The sequence below is a fragment of the Dactylosporangium sp. NPDC050588 genome (assembly GCF_040654975.1).
In the GTDB taxonomy this organism is placed as follows: Bacteria; Actinomycetota; Actinomycetes; order Mycobacteriales; family Micromonosporaceae; genus Dactylosporangium; species Dactylosporangium maewongense.
This window is the reverse complement of record NZ_JBFAJA010000011.1, coordinates 152,266-170,333: the sequence shown is the minus strand read 5'-3', so window position 1 is coordinate 170,333 and position 18,068 is coordinate 152,266. Positions and strand designations below refer to the sequence as shown.

Annotated in this window: 15 protein-coding genes and 1 pseudogene; 6 read left to right on the top strand and 10 right to left on the bottom strand. The window is 70.7% G+C overall.

Features of this window, described 5'->3' with window-relative positions; genetic code table 11:
• Window positions 1-108: 108 nt before the first annotated feature.
• The 5 genes and pseudogenes from AB0I21_RS10045 to AB0I21_RS10025 form a co-directional block, all read right to left on the bottom strand.
• Window positions 109-378, bottom strand: a pseudogene (locus AB0I21_RS10045) (hypothetical protein); the annotation flags it as partial.
• On the bottom strand, window positions 348-557 hold the full coding sequence (locus AB0I21_RS10040) for a hypothetical protein (RefSeq protein WP_360559980.1): 210 nt from the start codon (window positions 555-557) through the stop codon (window positions 348-350). The pseudogene AB0I21_RS10045 and the gene AB0I21_RS10040, both read right to left, overlap by 31 nt.
• A 253-nt stretch (window positions 558-810) precedes the next feature.
• Window positions 811-1,512 (bottom strand): HNH endonuclease family protein, encoded by a 702-nt coding sequence (locus tag AB0I21_RS10035; protein ID WP_360559972.1) that lies wholly within the window; start codon window positions 1,510-1,512, stop codon window positions 811-813.
• A 284-nt stretch (window positions 1,513-1,796) separates the two neighbouring features.
• Window positions 1,797-3,503 carry a 2-isopropylmalate synthase gene (gene leuA / locus AB0I21_RS10030; protein WP_354889741.1) on the bottom strand — a complete coding sequence of 569 codons (1,707 nt, stop codon included), beginning with the start codon at window positions 3,501-3,503 and terminating at the stop codon, window positions 1,797-1,799.
• Window positions 3,504-3,661: 158 nt separating this feature from the next.
• Window positions 3,662-4,465, bottom strand: a complete 804-nt coding sequence (locus tag AB0I21_RS10025) for a hypothetical protein (protein WP_360559971.1) — start codon at window positions 4,463-4,465, stop codon at window positions 3,662-3,664.
• 120 nt (window positions 4,466-4,585) lie between these two features.
• Between AB0I21_RS10025 and AB0I21_RS10020 the strand changes: the two genes are divergently transcribed.
• Together AB0I21_RS10020 and AB0I21_RS10015 are read left to right on the top strand one after the other, a co-directional pair.
• Window positions 4,586-5,851 (top strand): aspartate kinase, encoded by a 1,266-nt coding sequence (locus AB0I21_RS10020; RefSeq protein WP_360559970.1) that lies wholly within the window; start codon window positions 4,586-4,588, stop codon window positions 5,849-5,851.
• 11 nt (window positions 5,852-5,862) lie between these two features.
• Window positions 5,863-6,924 (top strand): aspartate-semialdehyde dehydrogenase, encoded by a 1,062-nt coding sequence (locus tag AB0I21_RS10015; RefSeq protein WP_360559969.1) that lies wholly within the window; start codon window positions 5,863-5,865, stop codon window positions 6,922-6,924.
• A gap of 747 nt (window positions 6,925-7,671) precedes the next feature.
• On the opposite strand, the gene AB0I21_RS10010 is transcribed toward AB0I21_RS10015, so the two are convergent.
• Window positions 7,672-9,315, bottom strand: coding sequence for a DNA repair helicase XPB (locus tag AB0I21_RS10010; RefSeq protein ID WP_360559968.1), 1,644 nt, complete (start codon window positions 9,313-9,315; stop codon window positions 7,672-7,674).
• A gap of 295 nt (window positions 9,316-9,610) precedes the next feature.
• On the opposite strand from AB0I21_RS10010, the gene AB0I21_RS10005 reads away from it, so the two are divergent.
• Both AB0I21_RS10005 and AB0I21_RS10000 read left to right on the top strand, forming a co-directional pair.
• The gene (locus AB0I21_RS10005) at window positions 9,611-9,805 is read left to right on the top strand and encodes a hypothetical protein (RefSeq protein ID WP_360559967.1); all 195 of its coding nucleotides are present in this window, start codon (window positions 9,611-9,613) and stop codon (window positions 9,803-9,805) included.
• A 44-nt stretch (window positions 9,806-9,849) separates the two neighbouring features.
• Complete coding sequence (locus AB0I21_RS10000) at window positions 9,850-10,101, top strand: hypothetical protein (protein WP_360559966.1); 252 nt, start codon at window positions 9,850-9,852, stop codon at window positions 10,099-10,101.
• Window positions 10,102-10,352: 251 nt separating this feature from the next.
• Here the strand turns inward: AB0I21_RS10000 and AB0I21_RS09995 are convergent, their stop codons facing one another.
• Both AB0I21_RS09995 and AB0I21_RS09990 read right to left on the bottom strand, forming a co-directional pair.
• On the bottom strand, window positions 10,353-12,722 hold the full coding sequence (locus AB0I21_RS09995; protein WP_360559965.1) for a helicase-associated domain-containing protein: 2,370 nt from the start codon (window positions 12,720-12,722) through the stop codon (window positions 10,353-10,355).
• Window positions 12,723-12,799: 77 nt separating this feature from the next.
• Window positions 12,800-14,431: a glycosyl hydrolase family 18 protein gene (locus AB0I21_RS09990; RefSeq protein ID WP_344501320.1), complete on the bottom strand. Its 1,632-nt coding sequence runs from the start codon at window positions 14,429-14,431 to the stop codon at window positions 12,800-12,802.
• A gap of 174 nt (window positions 14,432-14,605) precedes the next feature.
• Here AB0I21_RS09990 and AB0I21_RS09985 point away from each other — a divergent pair, with 174 nt between their 5' ends.
• A complete protein-coding gene (locus AB0I21_RS09985) occupies window positions 14,606-15,205 on the top strand; it encodes a haloacid dehalogenase-like hydrolase (RefSeq protein WP_360559964.1) in 600 nt (199 codons plus the stop codon).
• A gap of 50 nt (window positions 15,206-15,255) precedes the next feature.
• On the top strand, window positions 15,256-15,654 hold the full coding sequence (locus tag AB0I21_RS09980; protein WP_344501322.1) for a cold-shock protein: 399 nt from the start codon (window positions 15,256-15,258) through the stop codon (window positions 15,652-15,654).
• 27 nt (window positions 15,655-15,681) lie between these two features.
• Here AB0I21_RS09980 and AB0I21_RS09975 read toward each other — a convergent pair whose 3' ends face one another.
• A complete protein-coding gene (locus AB0I21_RS09975; RefSeq protein WP_344501323.1) occupies window positions 15,682-16,500 on the bottom strand; it encodes a 1,4-dihydroxy-6-naphthoate synthase in 819 nt (272 codons plus the stop codon).
• An 814-nt stretch (window positions 16,501-17,314) separates the two neighbouring features.
• Window positions 17,315-18,007 carry a futalosine hydrolase gene (locus tag AB0I21_RS09970; RefSeq protein WP_360559963.1) on the bottom strand — a complete coding sequence of 231 codons (693 nt, stop codon included), beginning with the start codon at window positions 18,005-18,007 and terminating at the stop codon, window positions 17,315-17,317.
• Window positions 18,008-18,068 lie beyond the last annotated feature (61 nt).

Sequence of the window (18,068 nt, the reverse complement as noted above, 5' to 3'; positions counted from 1 at the left end):
ACATCGACCGGCACAGCTACCAAGCCACCACCAGCATCGACATCATCAACCCCTACCCTTGACAACCCACCGAACCACCTAACTGAACGGCGTTGGGTCTAGCCCGGGCTAGCCTTCCGGGCGGTTCAGGATGCCGACGGCCACGGCGTGCACGGCGGCGAGGTCGGCGGGGTCGGCGAGGTGGGTCTTGGTGCCGGTCACCACGTACCACTCCTCGGCGTCCTTGTACTGGACGCGGACGAGCGCGGCACCGGTGGCGTCGACCTCGGAGCGCAGGGTCAGCTCGCCGGTGACCACGCCGACCTCGTCGGTCATGACCCCGCCAGGGCCCGCCATGATGTCGGTCGTCAGCGGCGCCGCCGCCCCGCCGCCCGCCTGAGCCGCAGCGGGCGCGGCGGCCGGGTCAGCGCCAGCCGGAGCGGCTCCACCAGCGGCGTCAGCCGGAGCGGCCGGGTCAGCGCCAGCAGGAGCGGCGTCGGCCGGAGCGGCCCCAGCGGGAGCGGCTCCACCAGCGGCGTCAGCCGGAGCGGCCGGGGTGGCCCCGGCCGCAGTGGCATCGGCGGGAGCGGCCGCGGCCGGAGCGGCGCCTGCCGGAGCCGGAGCCGCCGCCGGGGTCGAGGCCGGAGTCGAAGCGGGTGCCGGAGCCGCCGTCGCGGGAGCCGCGGCCGTCGTCGGAGTGCCAGCAGGAGCCGCCGGGGTCGCGGCAGGGGCGGCCGGTGCCTGCGGAGTGCCCGGTGCCGCTCCCGGCCCCGGTGCTGCGTCTGCCATCTCGGCCGCCCTTCAGTCGCGCGAAAACCCGGAAAAAGAACCCTACTTGCAGGTCGCGAGCATCTCCGTCAGCGCCGACTTCTCGGCGGCGGTGACGGTCAGCTTGTAGAAGCTCTTCACCGTTACCCAGTCTTGCGCATATGTGCACCAGTAGCCCTTGTTCGGCGGCTTCCACGTCGACGGGTCCTGGTCACCCTTGGAGCGGTTCGACTGGAGGCTGACGGCGAACAGCTGCGGGCGCGTCAGGTCGTTGGCGAACTGCTTGCGCTGCTCATCGGTCCACTTGCTGGCACCCGAGCGCCAGCCGGCGGCCAGCGGCACCATGTGGTCGATGTCGAGGGCCTTCGGGTCGGTGAGGGTCTTGTCGTCGTACGGGCTGTACCAGGTTCCCGCCGTGATCTTGCACTCGGCGTCGGCCTTGACGCCCTTGCCGTCGCGCTTGAGCACGACGTCGCGGGTGTCGCAGCCGTCACCCTGGCCGATCCAGTGGGTGAACTTCTCGCGGCTGTACCCGGCCATCGACCCCGCGGCCGCGACGGTGAGCTGCTCGAGCGCGGCCGTGGCGTTGGCGGGGTTGCCGGCCGGAGGCTTCGTCGCACCGGAGGTGCCACCGCTGCCGGTCGTTGACGTCGAGCTGGGCGCTGCCGCGCCCGGCGTGGAGGAGACCTCGCAGCTGGCGGCGCCGGTGAGCACCGTTGCTAGCGCGAGGGCGAGGAGGACGGCTTTGCCGTTGGAGGGGCGCACGCCCACCACTGTGCGGCATCGGCGCACGCCGCGCTCGCAGCGCCACGGTGCGATTCCCGACACGAACAGTCGCATATCCCCACGAAACGGGCGGGACCACAGAACGGGACCGGTGTCCCTGTCGCCCGGGACACCGGGTCCCGCAGGATCAGTGGCATGACGACGAAGACCTGGGCAGGACCCACATAAACGGAAAGGCCGGCCCATTGCGGGGGCCGGCCTTTCACCCAGAGCAACCCTGGCAGCCTGAACAGCCCGGAGGATCTCCGGGACGCGGCGGTGGATCAGCCGCGGTTCGCGGCGCTCAGCACGGCTCGCAACGATGCGGTCACGATGTTGGCGTCGATCCCGACACCCCAGAAGGTCTGCCCGTCGACGGAGCACTCGACGTACGCCGCGGCCTGTGCGCTCTCACCCGCGGTCAGGGCGTGCTCGGCGTAGTCCAGGACCCGCACGTCGACGCCGAAGTCGCCCAGCGCGTGCACGAACGCGTCGATCGGGCCGTTACCCGTGGCCGTGACCGACCGGACGGCGCCGTCGACCGAGACGTCGGCGGTGAGGGTGACCTTGCCGTCGACCGTCGCCGCCTCGTACCCCTGCAGCGCGAACCTCTTGTCGGAGAAGTACTCACCGGAGAAGAAGTCCCACATCGCCTGCGGGCTGACCTCGCCGCCCTCGTCGTCGGTGTGCCGCTGCACGACGCCGGAGAACTCGATCTGCAGACGGCGCGGCAGGTCCAGGTGGTGCTCGGTCTTCATGACGTAGGCGACGCCGCCCTTGCCGGACTGCGAGTTGACCCGGATGACGGCCTCGTAGGAGCGGCCGACGTCCTTCGGGTCGATGGGCAGGTAGGGAACGCCCCACGTGAAGCGGTCGACCTCGACGCCCGCGGCCGCGGCGTCGCGGTGCAGCGCGTCGAAGCCCTTCTTGATCGCGTCCTGGTGGGAGCCGGAGAAGGCCGTGTACACCAGGTCGCCGGCGTACGGGTGGCGCTCGTGCACGGGCAGCTGGTTGCAGTACTCGACGGTCCGCTTGATCTCGTCGATGTTCGAGAAGTCGATCTGCGGGTCGATGCCCTGGGAGAACAGGTTCAGCCCCAGGGTGACCAGGTCGACGTTGCCGGTGCGCTCACCGTTGCCGAAGAGGCAGCCCTCGACCCGGTCGGCGCCGGCCAGCAGGCCCAGCTCGGCGGCGGCGACGGCGGTGCCGCGGTCGTTGTGCGGGTGCAGCGACAGCACGACCGACTCGCGCCGCGGCAGGTTGCGCGACATCCACTCGATGGAGTCCGCGTAGACGTTGGGGGTCGCCATCTCCACCGTCGCCGGCAGGTTGACGATCAGCGGCCGGTCGGGGGTCGGCTGCAGCACGTCGATGACGGCGCTGCAGACCTCCAGCGCGTAGTCCAGCTCGGTCCCGGTGTACGACTCCGGCGAGTACTCGTAGTAGATCTCGGTGTCGGGTGTGATCGCCTCGGCGTACTTCTGGCACAGCCGCGCCGCGCTCGTCGCGATGTCGGTGATCCCGGCCTTGTCCAGGCCGAACACGACCCGCCGCTGCAGCGTCGAGGTCGAGTTGTAGAAGTGCACGATCGCCCGCTTCGCGCCGCGCAGCGACTCGAACGTCCGCTCGATCAGCGTGTCGCGGCACTGGGTCAGGACCTGGATCGTGACGTCCTCGGGGATCAGGTCCTGCTCGATCAGCGTCCGCACGAAGTCGAAGTCGGTCTGCGACGCCGCGGGGAAACCTACCTCGATCTCCTTGTAGCCCATGCGGACCAGCAGCGCGAACATGCGGCGCTTGCGCTCCACGGACATCGGGTCGATCAGCGCCTGGTTGCCGTCGCGCAGGTCGACCGCGCACCAGCGGGGCGCCACGGTGACCTCACGGGAGGGCCACTGACGATCGGTCAGCGGGACCGGGAACTGTTCACTGAACGGCCGGTAGCGCTCGACGGGCATCCGGCTGCTGGTCTGATTGGCGATCTCGGACATGGCTCAATGCTCCTGGAAAGGTGGTCGGGACCAAGAAGGGTCGACCGGCAGGAGCGCAGACGCGACTCAACCCCGCGACGAGGTGCCGGCCTGTCGGGCCTCGTCGCGGCGACGAAGAAGGAGAACCGTCTGCCACATGTCGGGCGCCAGCGTACCACTCAACGGGAGCGCGAGATCGACGGTGCGGCGGATGGTGACGAAGACGACGGCTTCGGCGGGGGCGGCGCCGACGTGCCCAGCGGAGGGACCGTGACGACCGGTCCGGGCAGGGTGATCGTGTCGGGGGCCGGCGCGGGCTCCCCGGTCAGCATGAGCTGGCCGAGCGGGATCCTGGCGGCCGCGAGGATGCCCTTGTCGTTGTAACAGAACACCCCTGCGTCGATCGGCGGCTGTACGGCGGTGACGCCCGGCTCGACGGCGAAGCACGGCGCCGACGTGCCGGCCAGCGGCTCGGCCGGCGACACCGCGAGCGGGACCTGCCGGTCCAGGAGCACGTCCAACCAGGCGATGAAGACGTACTGCAGCCTCGGGTCGATCGAGGCGGGCAGCTTCTTGTTGGTGGCGCCGACCCTCACACAGCCGGTCGGGGGGTTGATCGCGCACTGGTAGACGCCCTCGGGCCGGTTGGCGATCGCGACGTCCGCCGTCCCGCCGAGCGCGCCACCCTGGACGTCGACCCGCCAGGTGCGGTCCTTGGCGACCGTGACCAGCACCGACCGGGGCGCCTTGCCCTGCACGACGAGGGTGTACGCGGCGACGTACCGCTGGTCCTTGGCGACCGCGACCCGGGCGGCGAGCATGCCGCGGGGGTCCGGCTGCGCGGGCACCCCGGTCGCCGGATCCGACGGCGTATCGACCGGCGCGCCGCCGCCGCAGGCGGTCAGCAGCAGCCCGGTGACCGCGGCGAGCGCCGTGCCGGTGGTCACAGTGATCGCGGATACCCGGCCTCTACGTGCGCGCACGTGCGTATTCTCGCCTGTCGTGCGGCCGGATCGTGGGAACGCCACTCCCGGGGGATACCCGGCGCCGGTACGCTCGGCTGCGTCAACATCGCCCGTACGGGTGGAAAGGAGCTCGACGGCGTGGCGCTGATCGTGCAGAAGTATGGCGGGTCGTCCGTCGCCAACGCCGAGCGCATCAAGCGCGTCGCCGAGCGGATTGTCGACACGCGGAAAGCCGGCAACGAGGTCGTCGTGGTCGTCTCGGCCATGGGCGACACGACCGACGAGCTGCTCGACCTCGCGTCGCAGGTCAGCCCGGTCCCCGCCGGGCGGGAGCTGGACATGCTGCTCACCGCCGGTGAGCGGATCTCCATGGCGCTGCTCGCGATGGCCATCAACAACCTCGGATACGAGGCAAGGTCGTACACCGGCAGCCAGGCGGGCGTGATCACCACGTCGACGCACGGCCGGGCCCGGATCATCGACGTGACGCCGGGTCGCCTCCGCGGCGCGCTCGACGAGGGTGCGATCGCCATCGTCGCCGGGTTCCAAGGTGTGTCGCAGGACACCAAGGACATCACCACGCTCGGCCGGGGCGGCTCGGACACCACCGCGGTCGCGCTCGCCGCGGCGCTGCGCTCGGACGTGTGCGAGATCTACACCGACGTCGACGGGATCTTCACCGCCGACCCGCGGGTGGCGAAGAACGCAAGACACATCAAGCAGATCACGTACGAGGAGATGCTCGAGCTGGCCGCCTGTGGCGCGAAGGTGCTGCACCTGCGCAGCGTCGAGTACGCCCGGCGGTTCAACCTGCCGATCCACGTGCGTTCGTCGTACTCAACCGCCAACGGCACCATGGTCACCGGATCGATGGAGGACCTTTCCGTGGAGCAAGCGCTCATCACCGGCGTCGCACATGACCGCAGCGAAGCGAAGATCACCATCGTCGGCGTGCCCGACCAGCCTGGTGTCGCCGCGCGGATCTTCCAGACGGTCGCCGCCGCGGAGACCAACATCGACATGATCGTGCAGAACGTGTCGACCGAGGGCACGGGCCGCACCGACATCTCGTTCACGCTGCCGAAGACCGACGGCGCCACCGCCAAGGCCGCCCTCGAGCGGGTCAAGGCCACCGTCGACTTCCGCGACATCCTGTTCGACGACCATATCGGCAAGGTCTCGCTCATCGGCGCCGGCATGCGCTCCAACCCGGGCGTCGCCGCCAAGCTCTTCGCCGCCCTCGCCGAGGCCGGCGTCAACATCGAGATGATCTCCACCTCGGAGATCCGGGTGTCCGTCGTCTGCCGCGACACCGACCTCGACGTGGCCGTCCGTGCCATTCACGACGCCTTCGAGCTGGGCGGGTCCGAGGAAGCCGTGGTTTATGCGGGGACCGGACGGTAGGTTCGCTCTTTATGGGCGCGCTACCAACGCTGGCCGTCGTCGGTGCGACCGGCGCCGTCGGCACCGTCATGTGTGAGCTGCTCTCCTCCCGCAAGAACATGTGGGGGGAGATCCGCCTCATCGCCTCCAAACGCTCCGCCGGCCGCACCCTGGTCGTGCGGGGCGAGGAGGTCGTGGTCCAGGAGCTGTCCGGCGACGTCTTCGCCGGCGTCGACGTGGCGATGTTCGACGTCCCCGACGAGGTCTCCGCCGAATGGGCCCCGGTCGCGGTCTCCTACGGCGCGATCGCGGTCGACAACTCCGGCGCGTTCCGCATGGATCCCGACGTCCCGCTGGTCGTACCGGAGATCAACCCCGAACAGTCCCGCAACCGCCCCAAGGGCATCATCGCCAACGCCAACTGCACCACCCTCGCGATGATCGTGGCGCTCGCCCCCCTGCACCGCGAATACGGGCTCAAGGAGCTGGTCCTGGCGTCCTACCAGGCGGTCTCCGGCGCCGGCAAGGACGGCGTCGACACCCTGCTCAGCCAGCTTTCCCGGGTTGCCGGCGACCCTTCGCTCGGCTCCCGCTCCGGCAACGTCCGGCAGGCCGTCGGTGACGACCTGGGCCCCTTCCCGGCCCCGCTCGCGCTCAACGTCGTCCCGTGGACCGGCTCCCTCCGCGACGCCGGCTGGTCGTCCGAAGAACTCAAGATGCGCAACGAGTCCCGCAAGATCCTCGGCCTGCCCGACCTCAAAGTCTCCGCCACCTGCGTCCGCGTCCCCGTCGTCACCGGCCACTCCGTCGCCGTCCACGCCGTCTTCGGCGTCGAGGTGGACGCCGAGGGCGCCCGCGAGGTCCTCCGCCACGCCCCCGGGGTGATCCTCGTGGACGACCCCGCCGCAGGCGAGTTCCCCATGCCGATCGACGCCGTGGGCACCGACCCGTCCTGGGTCGGCCGCATCCGCCGCTCGATCGACGACCCGCGCGCCCTGGACCTGTTCGTCACCGGCGACAACCTGCGCAAGGGCGCCGCCCTCAACACGGCCCAGATCGCCGAGCTCCTCTCCAAAGAACTCCAGACGCTGTAACTCCCCCACCGCTGCCGCGGCGGGGCCCGGCGGGGATTCTCACCCGCAGCCCCAATGCGCCGCTCCGCGGCGCACTGCCCGCGCCGAGGCGCGAGGCAGGGCAAGCGGCGCATGCGCGCCGCATCAGGTGGTCGCCCTCCGCGGTGGCTGGGGGTGCTTCCTCACGACTCCGTGTGGCTCTGATGGCTGGTCCGACCCGGTTCGTCCGGTTCGACTTGGTCCGCCCGATCCGACTTGGTCTGGTCGAGCCGACTCGGTCCGCCCGATCCGACTCGGTCCGGTCGATCCGACTCGGTCCGGCTTTGGTCCTCCTGTCTTGCTGGTTCGACCTGGTTCGACCTGGTTCGACCTGGTCTGGCTGGTCCGGCCTGGTCTGGCTGGTCCGGCCTGGTCTGGTTGGTCCGGCCTGGTCCGGGCAGACCGGCCTGGCCCGGGATCGAGTCGGCTGTCAAGGCCCTTGCCGTCGGCGGCGAGCCGGTTGGGCGTGTCAGCTCGAGCGCATCGTCCTCAGTTCGAGTGCCCGACGCAGGCCGGCGCGGACCTGGTGCAGCGGTGCAGCCTGCAACCGCCGCCCGACCCGGTCCGACCAGCCAGGCCAGTTCGAGCCGGGCCCCCGCAGACCAGCCCCCGCAGACTAGGCCGCCGCGAGACCGGTGGGGTGGAGTCGGATTCGGAGCGGAGCTTGGGTCGTGTGGTATACCGCCCGGAGTTGCGAGTGGTCGGACTCCGGGCGGTAGCGGCTGCGGTCTACGGGGCTAAGACGTCGTCGGCGTCGGTGATGGTGTACGCGTAGCCCTGCTCGGCCAGGAAGCGCTGCCGGTGGGCGGCATACTCGGTGTCGATCGTGTCGCGGGCGACGACCGTGTAGAAGTGGGCCTGGCGCCTGTCGGCCTTGGGGCGCAGGACCCGGCCGAGGCGTTGGGCTTCTTCCTGGCGGGAGCCGAAGCTGCCCGAGACCTGGATCGCCACGGCGGCTTCGGGCAGGTCGATCGAGAAGTTGCCGACGCGGGAGATGACCAGGGTCTTGAGCTCGCCGGTGCGGAACGCGTCGAAGAGGCGCTCGCGCTCCTTGTTGGTGGTCGAACCCTGCACGATCGGTGCGTCCAGGAACTCGCCCAGCTGGTGCAGCTGGTCGATGTAACCGCCGATGACCAGGATCTGCTCGTCCTTGTGGCGGTCGACGAGGGCGCGGACCACAGGCAGCTTGGTGCGGGCGGTGGCGGCGACCCGGTAGCGCTCCTCGGGCTCGGCGACCGCATAGGCCATCCGCTCGGCGTCGGTCAGCGTGACGCGGACCTCGACACACTCGGCCGGGGCGATCCAGCCCTGCGCCTCGATGTCCTTCCACGGTGCGTCGTAACGCTTCGGGCCGATCAGCGAGAACACGTCGCCCTCCCGGCCGTCCTCGCGGACCAGGGTCGCGGTCAGGCCGAGGCGGCGCCTGGCCTGCAGGTCGGCGGTGAACCGGAAGATCGGGGCGGGCAGCAGGTGGACCTCGTCATAGACGATGAGGCCCCAGTCGCGGGCGCCGAACAGGTCCAGGTGCGGGAACACGCCGCCCCGGCGGGTGGTCAGCACCTGATACGTGGCGATCGTGACCGGACGGATCTCCTTGCGCTCGCCGGAGTATTCGCCGATCTCCTCCTCCGTCAGGCTGGTGCGGGCGATCAGCTCGCGCTTCCACTGCCGGCCGGCGACCGTGTTGGTGACCAGGATCAGGGTGGTGGCCTTGGCCTCGGCCATCGCGGCCGCGCCGACGAGCGTCTTGCCGGCGCCGCAGGGGAGGACGACGACGCCGGAGCCGCCGGCCCAGAACGAGTCGACCGCCTCGCGCTGGTAGGAACGCAGGACCCAGCCGTCCTCGGCGAGGTCGATCTGGTGGGCCTCGCCGTCGACATAGCCCGCGAGGTCTTCCGCCGGCCAGCCCAGCTTCAGCAGCGCCTGCTTGAGCCGCCCACGCTCGGACGCGTGCACGATGAGCGTGTCGGCGTCGATGTTGGCGCCGAGCATGCCGGCGAGCTTCTTGCTCTTTGCGACCTCGATCAGCACCGCCCGGTCCAGCCCGTGCAGGACGAGGCCGTGCACGGGGTCGTTGAGCAGCTGGAGCCGGCCATAGCGGTCCATCGTCTCGGCGATGTCGACGAGCAGCGCGTGCGGCACCGGATAGCGGGAGAACCGCAGCAGCGCGTCGACGACCCCCTCGGCGTCGTGCCCGGCGGCACGCGCATTCCACAGGCCGAGCGGCGTCAGTCGATAGGTGTGCACGTGCTCCGGCGAGCGCTCCAGCTCGGCGAACGGCGCGATCGCCATCCGGCACGCGAGCGCGTCGGGGTGGTCGACCTCAAGCAGCAGGGTCTTGTCGGACTGGACGATCAGTGGACCTTCGGGCACGGCACCAGTGTCGCATGCACCTCTGACAGTTCCCGATATGTGGGAGGATTGGAAATACTGCAACCATCCGGGGGTCGGATCGCGTCTGTGCTTGTGACGGCCACGCGATGGATGCGATCAGATTCGCCTCCATCGCTTGTCTTGTCACTGCAGTGCCCGCAAGTCGGTGGTGGAGCCGGACGTCCGCGTTCGGATCGGAAGATAGCGGTGTGGTCGCGGGGGCTGGCGACCGCTGCCTTCCGATCATTGATCGGGGGTGGGCGCGGCGTCCGCTCCACCTCCTAGACTGGTCGGTGTGGGCCGGCGGTTGGGTGACAGGGCTGCCCTGATGTTCGGCGGGTTTGCCGCAGCGGCGGTGGCGGTCGGCTGGTTTCTGCTGTCCTCCCAGGTGGCGCACACCGACGTGGCGACCGCTGTCAGCGAGTCACTCGGCGCGATCCTCGTCCTCCTGCTCGTCGTCTCGGTGATCGGGTCCATCCGTCGCGGCTGATTTCGGATCGTGACAGTGGGCGATGAGTCGGTACGCTGTGGAAGGTGACCGACCTGGAGGGCACGCAAGCATCGTCCGTCGACGATGCCGCCCGGTCCGGCTTCTCCTTGTTGGCGTTGCTCGGCGTCGGCGCGGTCAGCGCGCTGGGCCTGACGTGGTTCCTCGTCTCGTGGCTCGTGCTCGGCAGCCCGCTCACCGACGCGATCGGCGAGACGGTCGGCAGCCTGGCCGCGATCCTGCTGATCGTCTCCATCATCGGCGCCGCCCGCGCATCGGACCCCACCGGCCGCGGCTGACGCCCCACACCCACCGGCGAGCTGATCGCTGTCCGCAATGACAGGACGCACCCGCCGGTAGGTGCCGTACTCACACACGCACCACGCCGCGCCGGGCGACGACCTCACCGATCGGGAATGTCGGCGTCGCGGGGCTGGTAGGCGGGTCATGGCAGCGGCCGACCGGTATTTTGTCGCGACCGCAAGGTCGCGTCGTGGCCTTGGCCGGATGGGTCGCGGAGGCGGCCCGGCCGGCGGCCATGAAGGACCAGCTATGCGGGACCCTCTTCGGGCGCGGCAGCCGTGATTCGGTGGAGGGCGAACGTGTGCAGCATCTCGGTCCGCTCGTCCTCGGCGCGCAGGTAGCCGCCGCCCATGGAGACGGGCCTGACCAGGCGGGACGCGGTGGCGCCGTGGGAGTCGACATAGCCGACCCAGACGCGGGTCTTGTCACGCAGGGCCTGCTGGAGGATCTCCAGCGCCTCGGTGTGGGACGACGTGCTGGAGCCGTTGGCGCGGACGGTCACGGGGGCGCGGCGGGCGACCCTGGCGGCGGCGTCGCCCTTGCGGATCTGCTCGATGACGCCGGCGAGGCGGGGGCTGGAGAGGCAGGCCGCGGCGGCCGGGTCCTCGATGCCGCGGTGGGCCCAGCTGGGGCGGGGTGGGCCGCGGCGGGCCTTCGGGCGGGTGAGGACCGCGGCGCCGGTCGAGTCTTCCTGGACGGGCGGGTAACCGGCGTCGCGGAGGGCCTCCAGCAGCCTCGCGGGGGTGTGGCGGCTGGCGAGGACGGTCGGTGCGAGGCGGCGCAGCGTCAGCGGCTGGAGGCGGCGGTCGGCGAGGACCTCGGCGATCAGGGACTCGTCGTCGCTGCGGACATAGGAGTTGGCGGAGCCGATGCGCATGCCGCCGTGGCGGCGGGCCATGTCGTCGATGAGGTAGGTGAGCGTCTGCGGGACGGGGGTGCGGGACCGGCGGGCGAGGAGGGCGTGCAGGTCGGCGGCGCTGTAACCGGCGTCGAGGCTGCGGCGGACCGAGTCGGCGGTGATGCGGAAGACGCTGGCGGACTCCTGCACGCCGAGGAGCTCCAGCTCGCCGGCGAGGGTCGGCTCGGGTGGGCCGGGGACGATGACGGACAGGTCGGCCTGCAGCAGGACGTGGTCGACCGGGGCTGGCAGGAGCGTGTCGAGCAGGGCGGCGGAGCCGGTGAGGGCGGTGCCGTCGGGGGCGTTGAGGCCGAGCGGGTCGTCGGTGTCGACGCTGCCCGACGTGACCTCGTCGAGGAGGAGGCGGCCATAGCCGGTGAGGCCGTCATAGCCGATCAGGCCGAGGAGGGCGGCCTCGGCGAGATTGGCCTCCACCACCGCGGCGGCGCCGCGGGAGACCCGGCGCGGGGTGCGCCACGACAGCAGCTCGACCACGTCGGACGGGGCGATGGTGGTGCCGGGCGGCAGCTCGGCCAGGATCTGCAGCGCGGCGCGGCGCTGGGCGGGTGCGCCGGGGCGGGACAGCTCGGGCGCCAGCGCGTTGAACGGGCGGTCGCGGTCGTCCCGCTGGCCGATCAGCGACGGGGCGCGGGTCATCGTCAGCCAGGTGACGGCGACGCGGTGCCAGCGGGCGGCGATCCCGCACGCCCGCCACACGTCATAGGCGACGGTCGGCAGGAAGACGCTCTCGACCCGCTTGTTGTCGATGATCTCCTCGCCGAGCAGCCCGGCGGCGGCGGCGATCTCGATCATGAGGGCGGCGGCCTGCTCGTCGACGCCGACGAGCTTGGCGAAGCGGCGCAGCTCGCGCACGCCCATGCCGCCGGACCGCAGCACCGACGGCGGGTCGGCGTTGACCGCCTCGATCAGCGTCTCGAGATTGCGCACCAGCTCCAGGACCTGGCCCGCGCCGGCGCGGTCGAGCTGGGCGGCGTCGCGGGTCGGCGTGTCGACCTGTGGCGGGTCGGGGTGCAGCTGGCCGAGAGGGCCGCCGTCGCGGCGCAGCACGAGCGACACCTCGACGGGCAGCTCGACGGCGTCGCGGCTGACGGCGACCAGCAGGTGCTGCTCGACCAGCCAGCGGACGGGGGAGTCGGGGTCGGAGCGCAGGCTGGCCGGCGTGACGGTGCCGACGGGCGGACCGGCGGCGAGCCGGTCGAGCACCGCGCGGGCGGCGGGTGGCGCGGCGAGCAGCGTGCGGCGCAGCCTCGCGGCGTCGGAGACCAGGGCGCCGGCGAGCGGGTCGAGCTCGGCGGCGGGCCGGCCGAGCCCCGCCGGATAGGGCGAACAGACCTCGTCGACGGCGCCGACGATGCGCAGCGCACTGTCGTGCCCGAAGACGATGCCGTGCTGCAGGAGCAGGTCGATCGCGCCCCGCACCCTCGCCGCCTCGACGCCGGATGCCGCGGTGAGCGCCAGGACCGCCTCGGTGGACGTGGTGTGGCCGATGCGTGTGTACCGCAGTGCGTCGAGGATCTCGAGGGTGAACGTGTCGAGCCCGTCGAGCGCCCGGGCCACCGCCACCCGGGACTGGGCGCGGTGCGCCAGCGCCGAGAAGTCCGACGGAGGGGGGATGACCAGGTCAGGGCGCAACCGGATGAGCGCCATCAGCCCGTCGTCGGGCAGGGCGCGGAAGTGGTCTGCGAGCGAGGTAGTCATCTCACCTCATACGCTAACCGCCCCGTATGACAAAAGAGGGCGGGGCCGACGGCCCCGCCCTCTTTCGAAGGGGGTTGTTACTTCAGACCGTTGCTCACCGCGGTGATCAGTTCACCGTTGGTGGTGTCGCCCGAGAGCTCCCAGAAGAAGGAGCCGCCGAGGCCCTGCTGCTTGGCGTAGCTCATCTTGCCGGCGATGGTGGCCGGGGTGTCGTAGCTCCACCAGTTGCTGCCGCACTTGGCGTACGCGGTGCCGCCGACGGTGCCGGTGGCCGGGCAGGTGTTCTTGAGGACCTTGTAGTCCTCGATGCCCGTCTCGTACGTGCCGGGCGCGCCGCCGGTCGCGGTGCCGCCGGGCGCGGTCTGGGTGACGCCGGTCCAGCCGCGGCCGTAGAAGCCGATGCCGAGCAGCAGCTTGTTGGACGGGACGCCCTTCGCCTTGAGCTTGGCGATCGCGGCCTCGGAGCAGAAGCCGGCCTGCGGGATGCCCGAGTAGCAGCTCAGCGGCGAGTGCGGGGCGGTCGGGCCCTGCGCGGCGAACGCGCCGAAGTAGTCGTAGGTCATCGGCATGAACCAGTCGAGGTTGCCGACCGCACCGGCGTAGTCCGCGGCGTCGATCTTGCCGCCGTTGCTGCCGTCAGCCGTGATGGCCGCGGTGACCAGCTTGCTGGTGCCGAACTTGGCGCGCAGCGCCGAGATCACGTTCTTGAACGCCGCCGGGCCGCTCGCGTCGCACTGCAGGCCACAGGCGTTCGGGTACTCCCAGTCGATGTCGATGCCGTCGAAGACACCGGCCCAGCGCGGGTCGTTGACCAGGTTGTAGCAGGAGTTCGCGAACGCGGTCGGGTTGGCGGCGGCCTGGGTGAAGCCGGCCGACCAGGTCCAACCACCGAAGGACCAGATCACCTTCAGGTGCGGGTACTTCGCCTTGAGTTTCTTGAGCTGGTTGAAGCTGCCGCGCAGCGGCTGGTCCCAGGTGTCCGCGACGCCGTCGACCGAGTCGGCCGCCGTGTACGCCTTGTCGTAGTCGGCGTAGCTGTCACCGATGGAGCACTGGCCGCCGGTGGTGTTGCCGAACGCGTACAGGATGTGCGTCAGCTTCGCCGCCGAGCCGCTCGTGTCGATGTTCTTCACGTGGTAGTTGCGGCCGTAGACGCCCCACTCCGCGAAGTAGCCGACGACCTTCTGGCCGCTCGGGGGGTTCGTGGTCGGCGGGTTGGAGGTCGGGGGGTTCGAGGTGGGCGGGTTCGACGTCGGCGGCTTGGAGGTCGGCGGCGTCGTGGTCGGCGGGTTGGTGGTGGGGGTGCCACCGCTACAGGTCACGCCGTTGATCTTGCAGTTGGTCGGCGGCTTCGCGCCGCTGCCGTTCATGCCCCAGCTGAAGCTGGCGCCGGCGGCGAGCGACGAGGCCCACGACTTGTTCTTCGCCACGTAGTGCTGGCCGGTGCGCACGACGTCGGCGTCCCAGAAGCTGGTGATCTGACCGCCCGTGGGCAGGTCGAACTCGAGAGTCCATCCGTTGATGGCGCTTGAGGTGCCGTTGGTGATCTTGTACGTGGCGCCCCAGCCGCTGCCCCAGTCCTGGTCGACCGTGAACGTTGCGCTGAGGTTGCCGGCGGCGTTGGCGGTGGTGGTGACGATTGGGACGACGGCCCCGGCCACTGCCAGCGCGGCGGCGACGATGAGGCCGTTGCGGACGGATCGTTTCATCGCGTCTCCTGGATGATCCTTTAGGAAACTTTCCTAAAAGTGTTGGAGACGTTAGTGGCCGAAGTCTCACCTCGTCAACTGGTGACCGGTGGGTATTTCGATGGCCTACCTATCGTGACCTGGGCATCCTTAAGGGTGTCTCAACAACCGGTTGTCATTGGCTTTGACCTTGACATGACGCTCCTCGACACTCGGCCAGGAATCGCGGCTGCGTATCGCGCCCTCACAGCGCGTACTGGCGTCCATGTCGACGCCGATCTGGCGGTGTCCCGTCTCGGACCGCCGCTCAGGACGGAACTATCCGAATGGTTCCCTCCTGAGTCGGTTGAGGAGGCTGTCAGCATTTATCGGAGTTTGTACGAGCATCACGCGATCGCTCCGGCGTTGGAACTGCCCGGTGCCCTCGCCGCTCTTGCGGCGGTGCGCGCGGCCGGAGGCCGGATCGTGGTGATCACGTCGAAGCTCGGCAGGCTCGCTTCACTGCATCTCGCACATCTGGACATTCCGGTCGACGAGGTGCATGGCGACGTCTTCGCCGCGGAGAAGTCGACGGTACTGAAGGCGGTGGGCGCGACGGCGTACGTCGGGGATCACGTCGCCGACATGCAGGCCGGGGTCCTGGCCGGCGTGCCCGTCCTGGGTGTCACCACCGGACCCTGCTCGGCCGCGGAGCTGCAGGCCGCGGGCGCGACGGCCGTGGCCGCCGACCTGCACGCGTTCCCCTCGTTTCTCAAGGGCGTGATCTCGGTTGGCCGTCCGCCAAGCGGTGACTAGCCTTGAGGTGTTGTGGGTGGGACGGGTCAATCACTGGGGAGCAGGACAGCGTGCCGACGGGTCGAGTGAAGTGGTACGACCAGGAGAAGGGTTTCGGGTTCCTCACCAGCGACGATGGCGGCGACGTCTTCGTGCACAAGGCGGCGCTGCCGACTGGTGCGGGTGAGTTGAAGACCGGCCAGCGGGTCGAGTTCGGAGTGGTTGACAGCCGCAAGGGCGCTCAGGCGATGCACGTCAAGTTCGTCGATGCGCCGCCCTCCGTGACCGAGGCCCGCGCTGTCGCCAGCCGCCGCCAGCCGGACGAGTTGCACGGCCTGATCGAGGACATGATCAAGGTCCTCGAGGCGAAGATCCAGCCTGACCTGCGGCGGGGGCGCTACCCCGACCGCAAGATCGCGAAGACCGTCGCCGAGGCGGTCCACCTCGTGGCGCGGGAGCTGGAAGTCTAGGTTGCTGTTGCTTGCTCAGTGCGTTGTTCAGGCGCCGACGAGGGGTGTGGCTGGGACCAGCCCCTCGGCGGCGGCCCTGGTCAGCAGGGCGTCGACCGCTGCGTGGCCGTCCGGGCCGAGCGACGAGGTGAACTCGTTGACGTACAGGTTGATGTGCTGGTCGACGACCGGCTGCTCCATCTCCTGGGCGTGTGCCAGCACGTAGTCACGGCTGCGGGACGGGTCGGCCCACGCCTGCCGGACCGACTCCTTGATCCATGCGGTCGCCTGCTCCGGGTCGACGCGGTCGCGGTGCGCGATGATCGCCCCGAGCGGGATCGGCAGCCCCGTGTCACCCTCCCACCACTCGCCGAGGTCGGCGAGCGCGTGCAGGCCGTGCCGCTGGAACGTGAACCGCGCCTCGTGGATCACCAGCCCCGCGTCGAACTGCCCCTTGGCCACCGCCGGCATGATCTCCGCGAACGGCACGATCTCCACGCTCTTCGGCGGCGCCCCGGCCGACCACAGGCGCATCAGCAGATACGCGGTGGTGCGGTCACCCGGCACCGCCACCGTCCTGCCCTCCAGGCTGGTGATCGCCTGGTCCTTCACCAGCACCAGCGGCCCGCACCCCCGGCCGAGCGCCCCGCCGCACGGCAGCAGCGTGTACTTGTCGAGCAGCCACGGCAGCGCCGCATAGCTGACCTTGACCAGGTCGAACGCACCCCGCTCGGCAGCGGTGTTGGTGACGTCGACATCGGCGAACGTCACGTCGAACGCGGGCGCCCCCGGCACCAGCCCATGCGCGAGCGCATGGAAGACGAACGTGTCGTTGGGGCACGGCGAGAATGCGAGCGAGAGCGTCACAACCCCGAATCTAACGCCGTTCGCCGCAGCCGCACGACGAGTCGCGAAACGCCCAGTGTGACCCTTACTACGCAGTCGACACCCGTGAATCCCGCCCTGTGCCCGGGGCGAGGATCTCTGCCAGAGCCGCGCTGCTCGTTGGTCACCCGGTTGACGGTGTGGCAAGCGGCGCCGCGCTGGAGCCCGGTAAGGCTCGGCGCCCTCAGATCGTCCGGGGCCGCGAGTGGGCGACATCACCCGGCGCCCCGCCGAGGCCGGCCCACGGTCACGGACGGTGCGCAGCGATCTGAAGATGGCGGCTCCGGGCAGCAGGGGGTGTGGGCCGTCATGGCAGCGGCGATCTCTCCGGCAGCCGCGGGGCCGGTCGTGTACTGGTGGCGGAGGGTCTGGCTGCGCGGGAGGCGATGCTCGGCCGCGCTGGTGGCGACGAAGGCTGGCTGTCGTCGCGCCAGACCCTGGCCGCAAGGGCTCCGGCTGTGCGGTGGCGGCGGAGGCTGCCGCCGTCGACTCAGGCCGGAGGACTTGCGGCCGGTGCAGGGCGGCGTGATCCGGTCCGGCCAGTCGGTGGTGGTGCGGGGCGACTTGATCGGGCGCGGCCGGGTCGGTGGTGCGGAGGTGGCGTGACCCGGCCTGCCTGCGTCGGTGGTGGTGCGTGAGTGGGTTCGGCGGGTCGGTGGTGGTGCGGAGTGGCGTGGTTTCGGGTGTGGGGTCGGCGGCTGGCGAGGGTGGTGAAGGCGTCGCGGGGGGTTGCGGGGCGTGAGTGGGTCCGGCCGGTCGGTGGTGGTGCGGAGTGGCGTAGTTTCGGGTGTGGGGGTCAGCGGCCGGCGAGGGTGGCGAAGGCTTCGCGGAGGGTTTCGAGGGCTTGGGGGATGCGCCAGGCGGCCCGGTCGCGAGGGCCGACGGCATTGGAGATGGTGCGGATCTCGCCGAAGGCGGTGCCTGGCCAGAGACGGGCGGCGGCGGCGACGCCGAAGCCCTCCATCGCCTCGGCGACGGCGTCGGGGTGGCGCTTCTGGATGGCCTCCTTGGTCTCGGCCGTGCCGGTGACCGTGGAGACGGTGAGGACGGGGCCGCCGACCGCCTCGGGGAGTGCCTGGCGCAGGGTGCGGAGCAGGGCCGGATCGGCGTCGTAGCGGCTGGTGCCGAAGCCGAGGTCGTCGACGCTCTCGAAGCCCTCGGCGCCGGCGGCGCCCAGGTCGGCGCCGATGCTCTCGGTGGCGACGACGAGGCCGCCGATCTCGACGCGCCCGGCGAAGCCGCCGGCGATCCCGGCGGAGAGGATCACGCCGAAGGGCCGGCCGTCGTGAACGGCGGTCGTCGCGAACTGGGCCGTCACGGCCGCCGCGGCGGCGGGGCCGACCCCGGCGGCGACGACGACGATCGGGGCGCCGGACTCCAGGTCGTCGGGCTGCGGGTCGGTGATGCCGAGGCCGGCGAGCACCTTGGCCCGCTCGACCTCGACAGCGGTGACGATCAGCGCGCGGTCATGTCCCAGGAACGGTCTCATCGGTCGTCATCCTCCAGGGACCTGGTCGAGTCGATGCCGGACGGGCGGTACAGCGAGTATC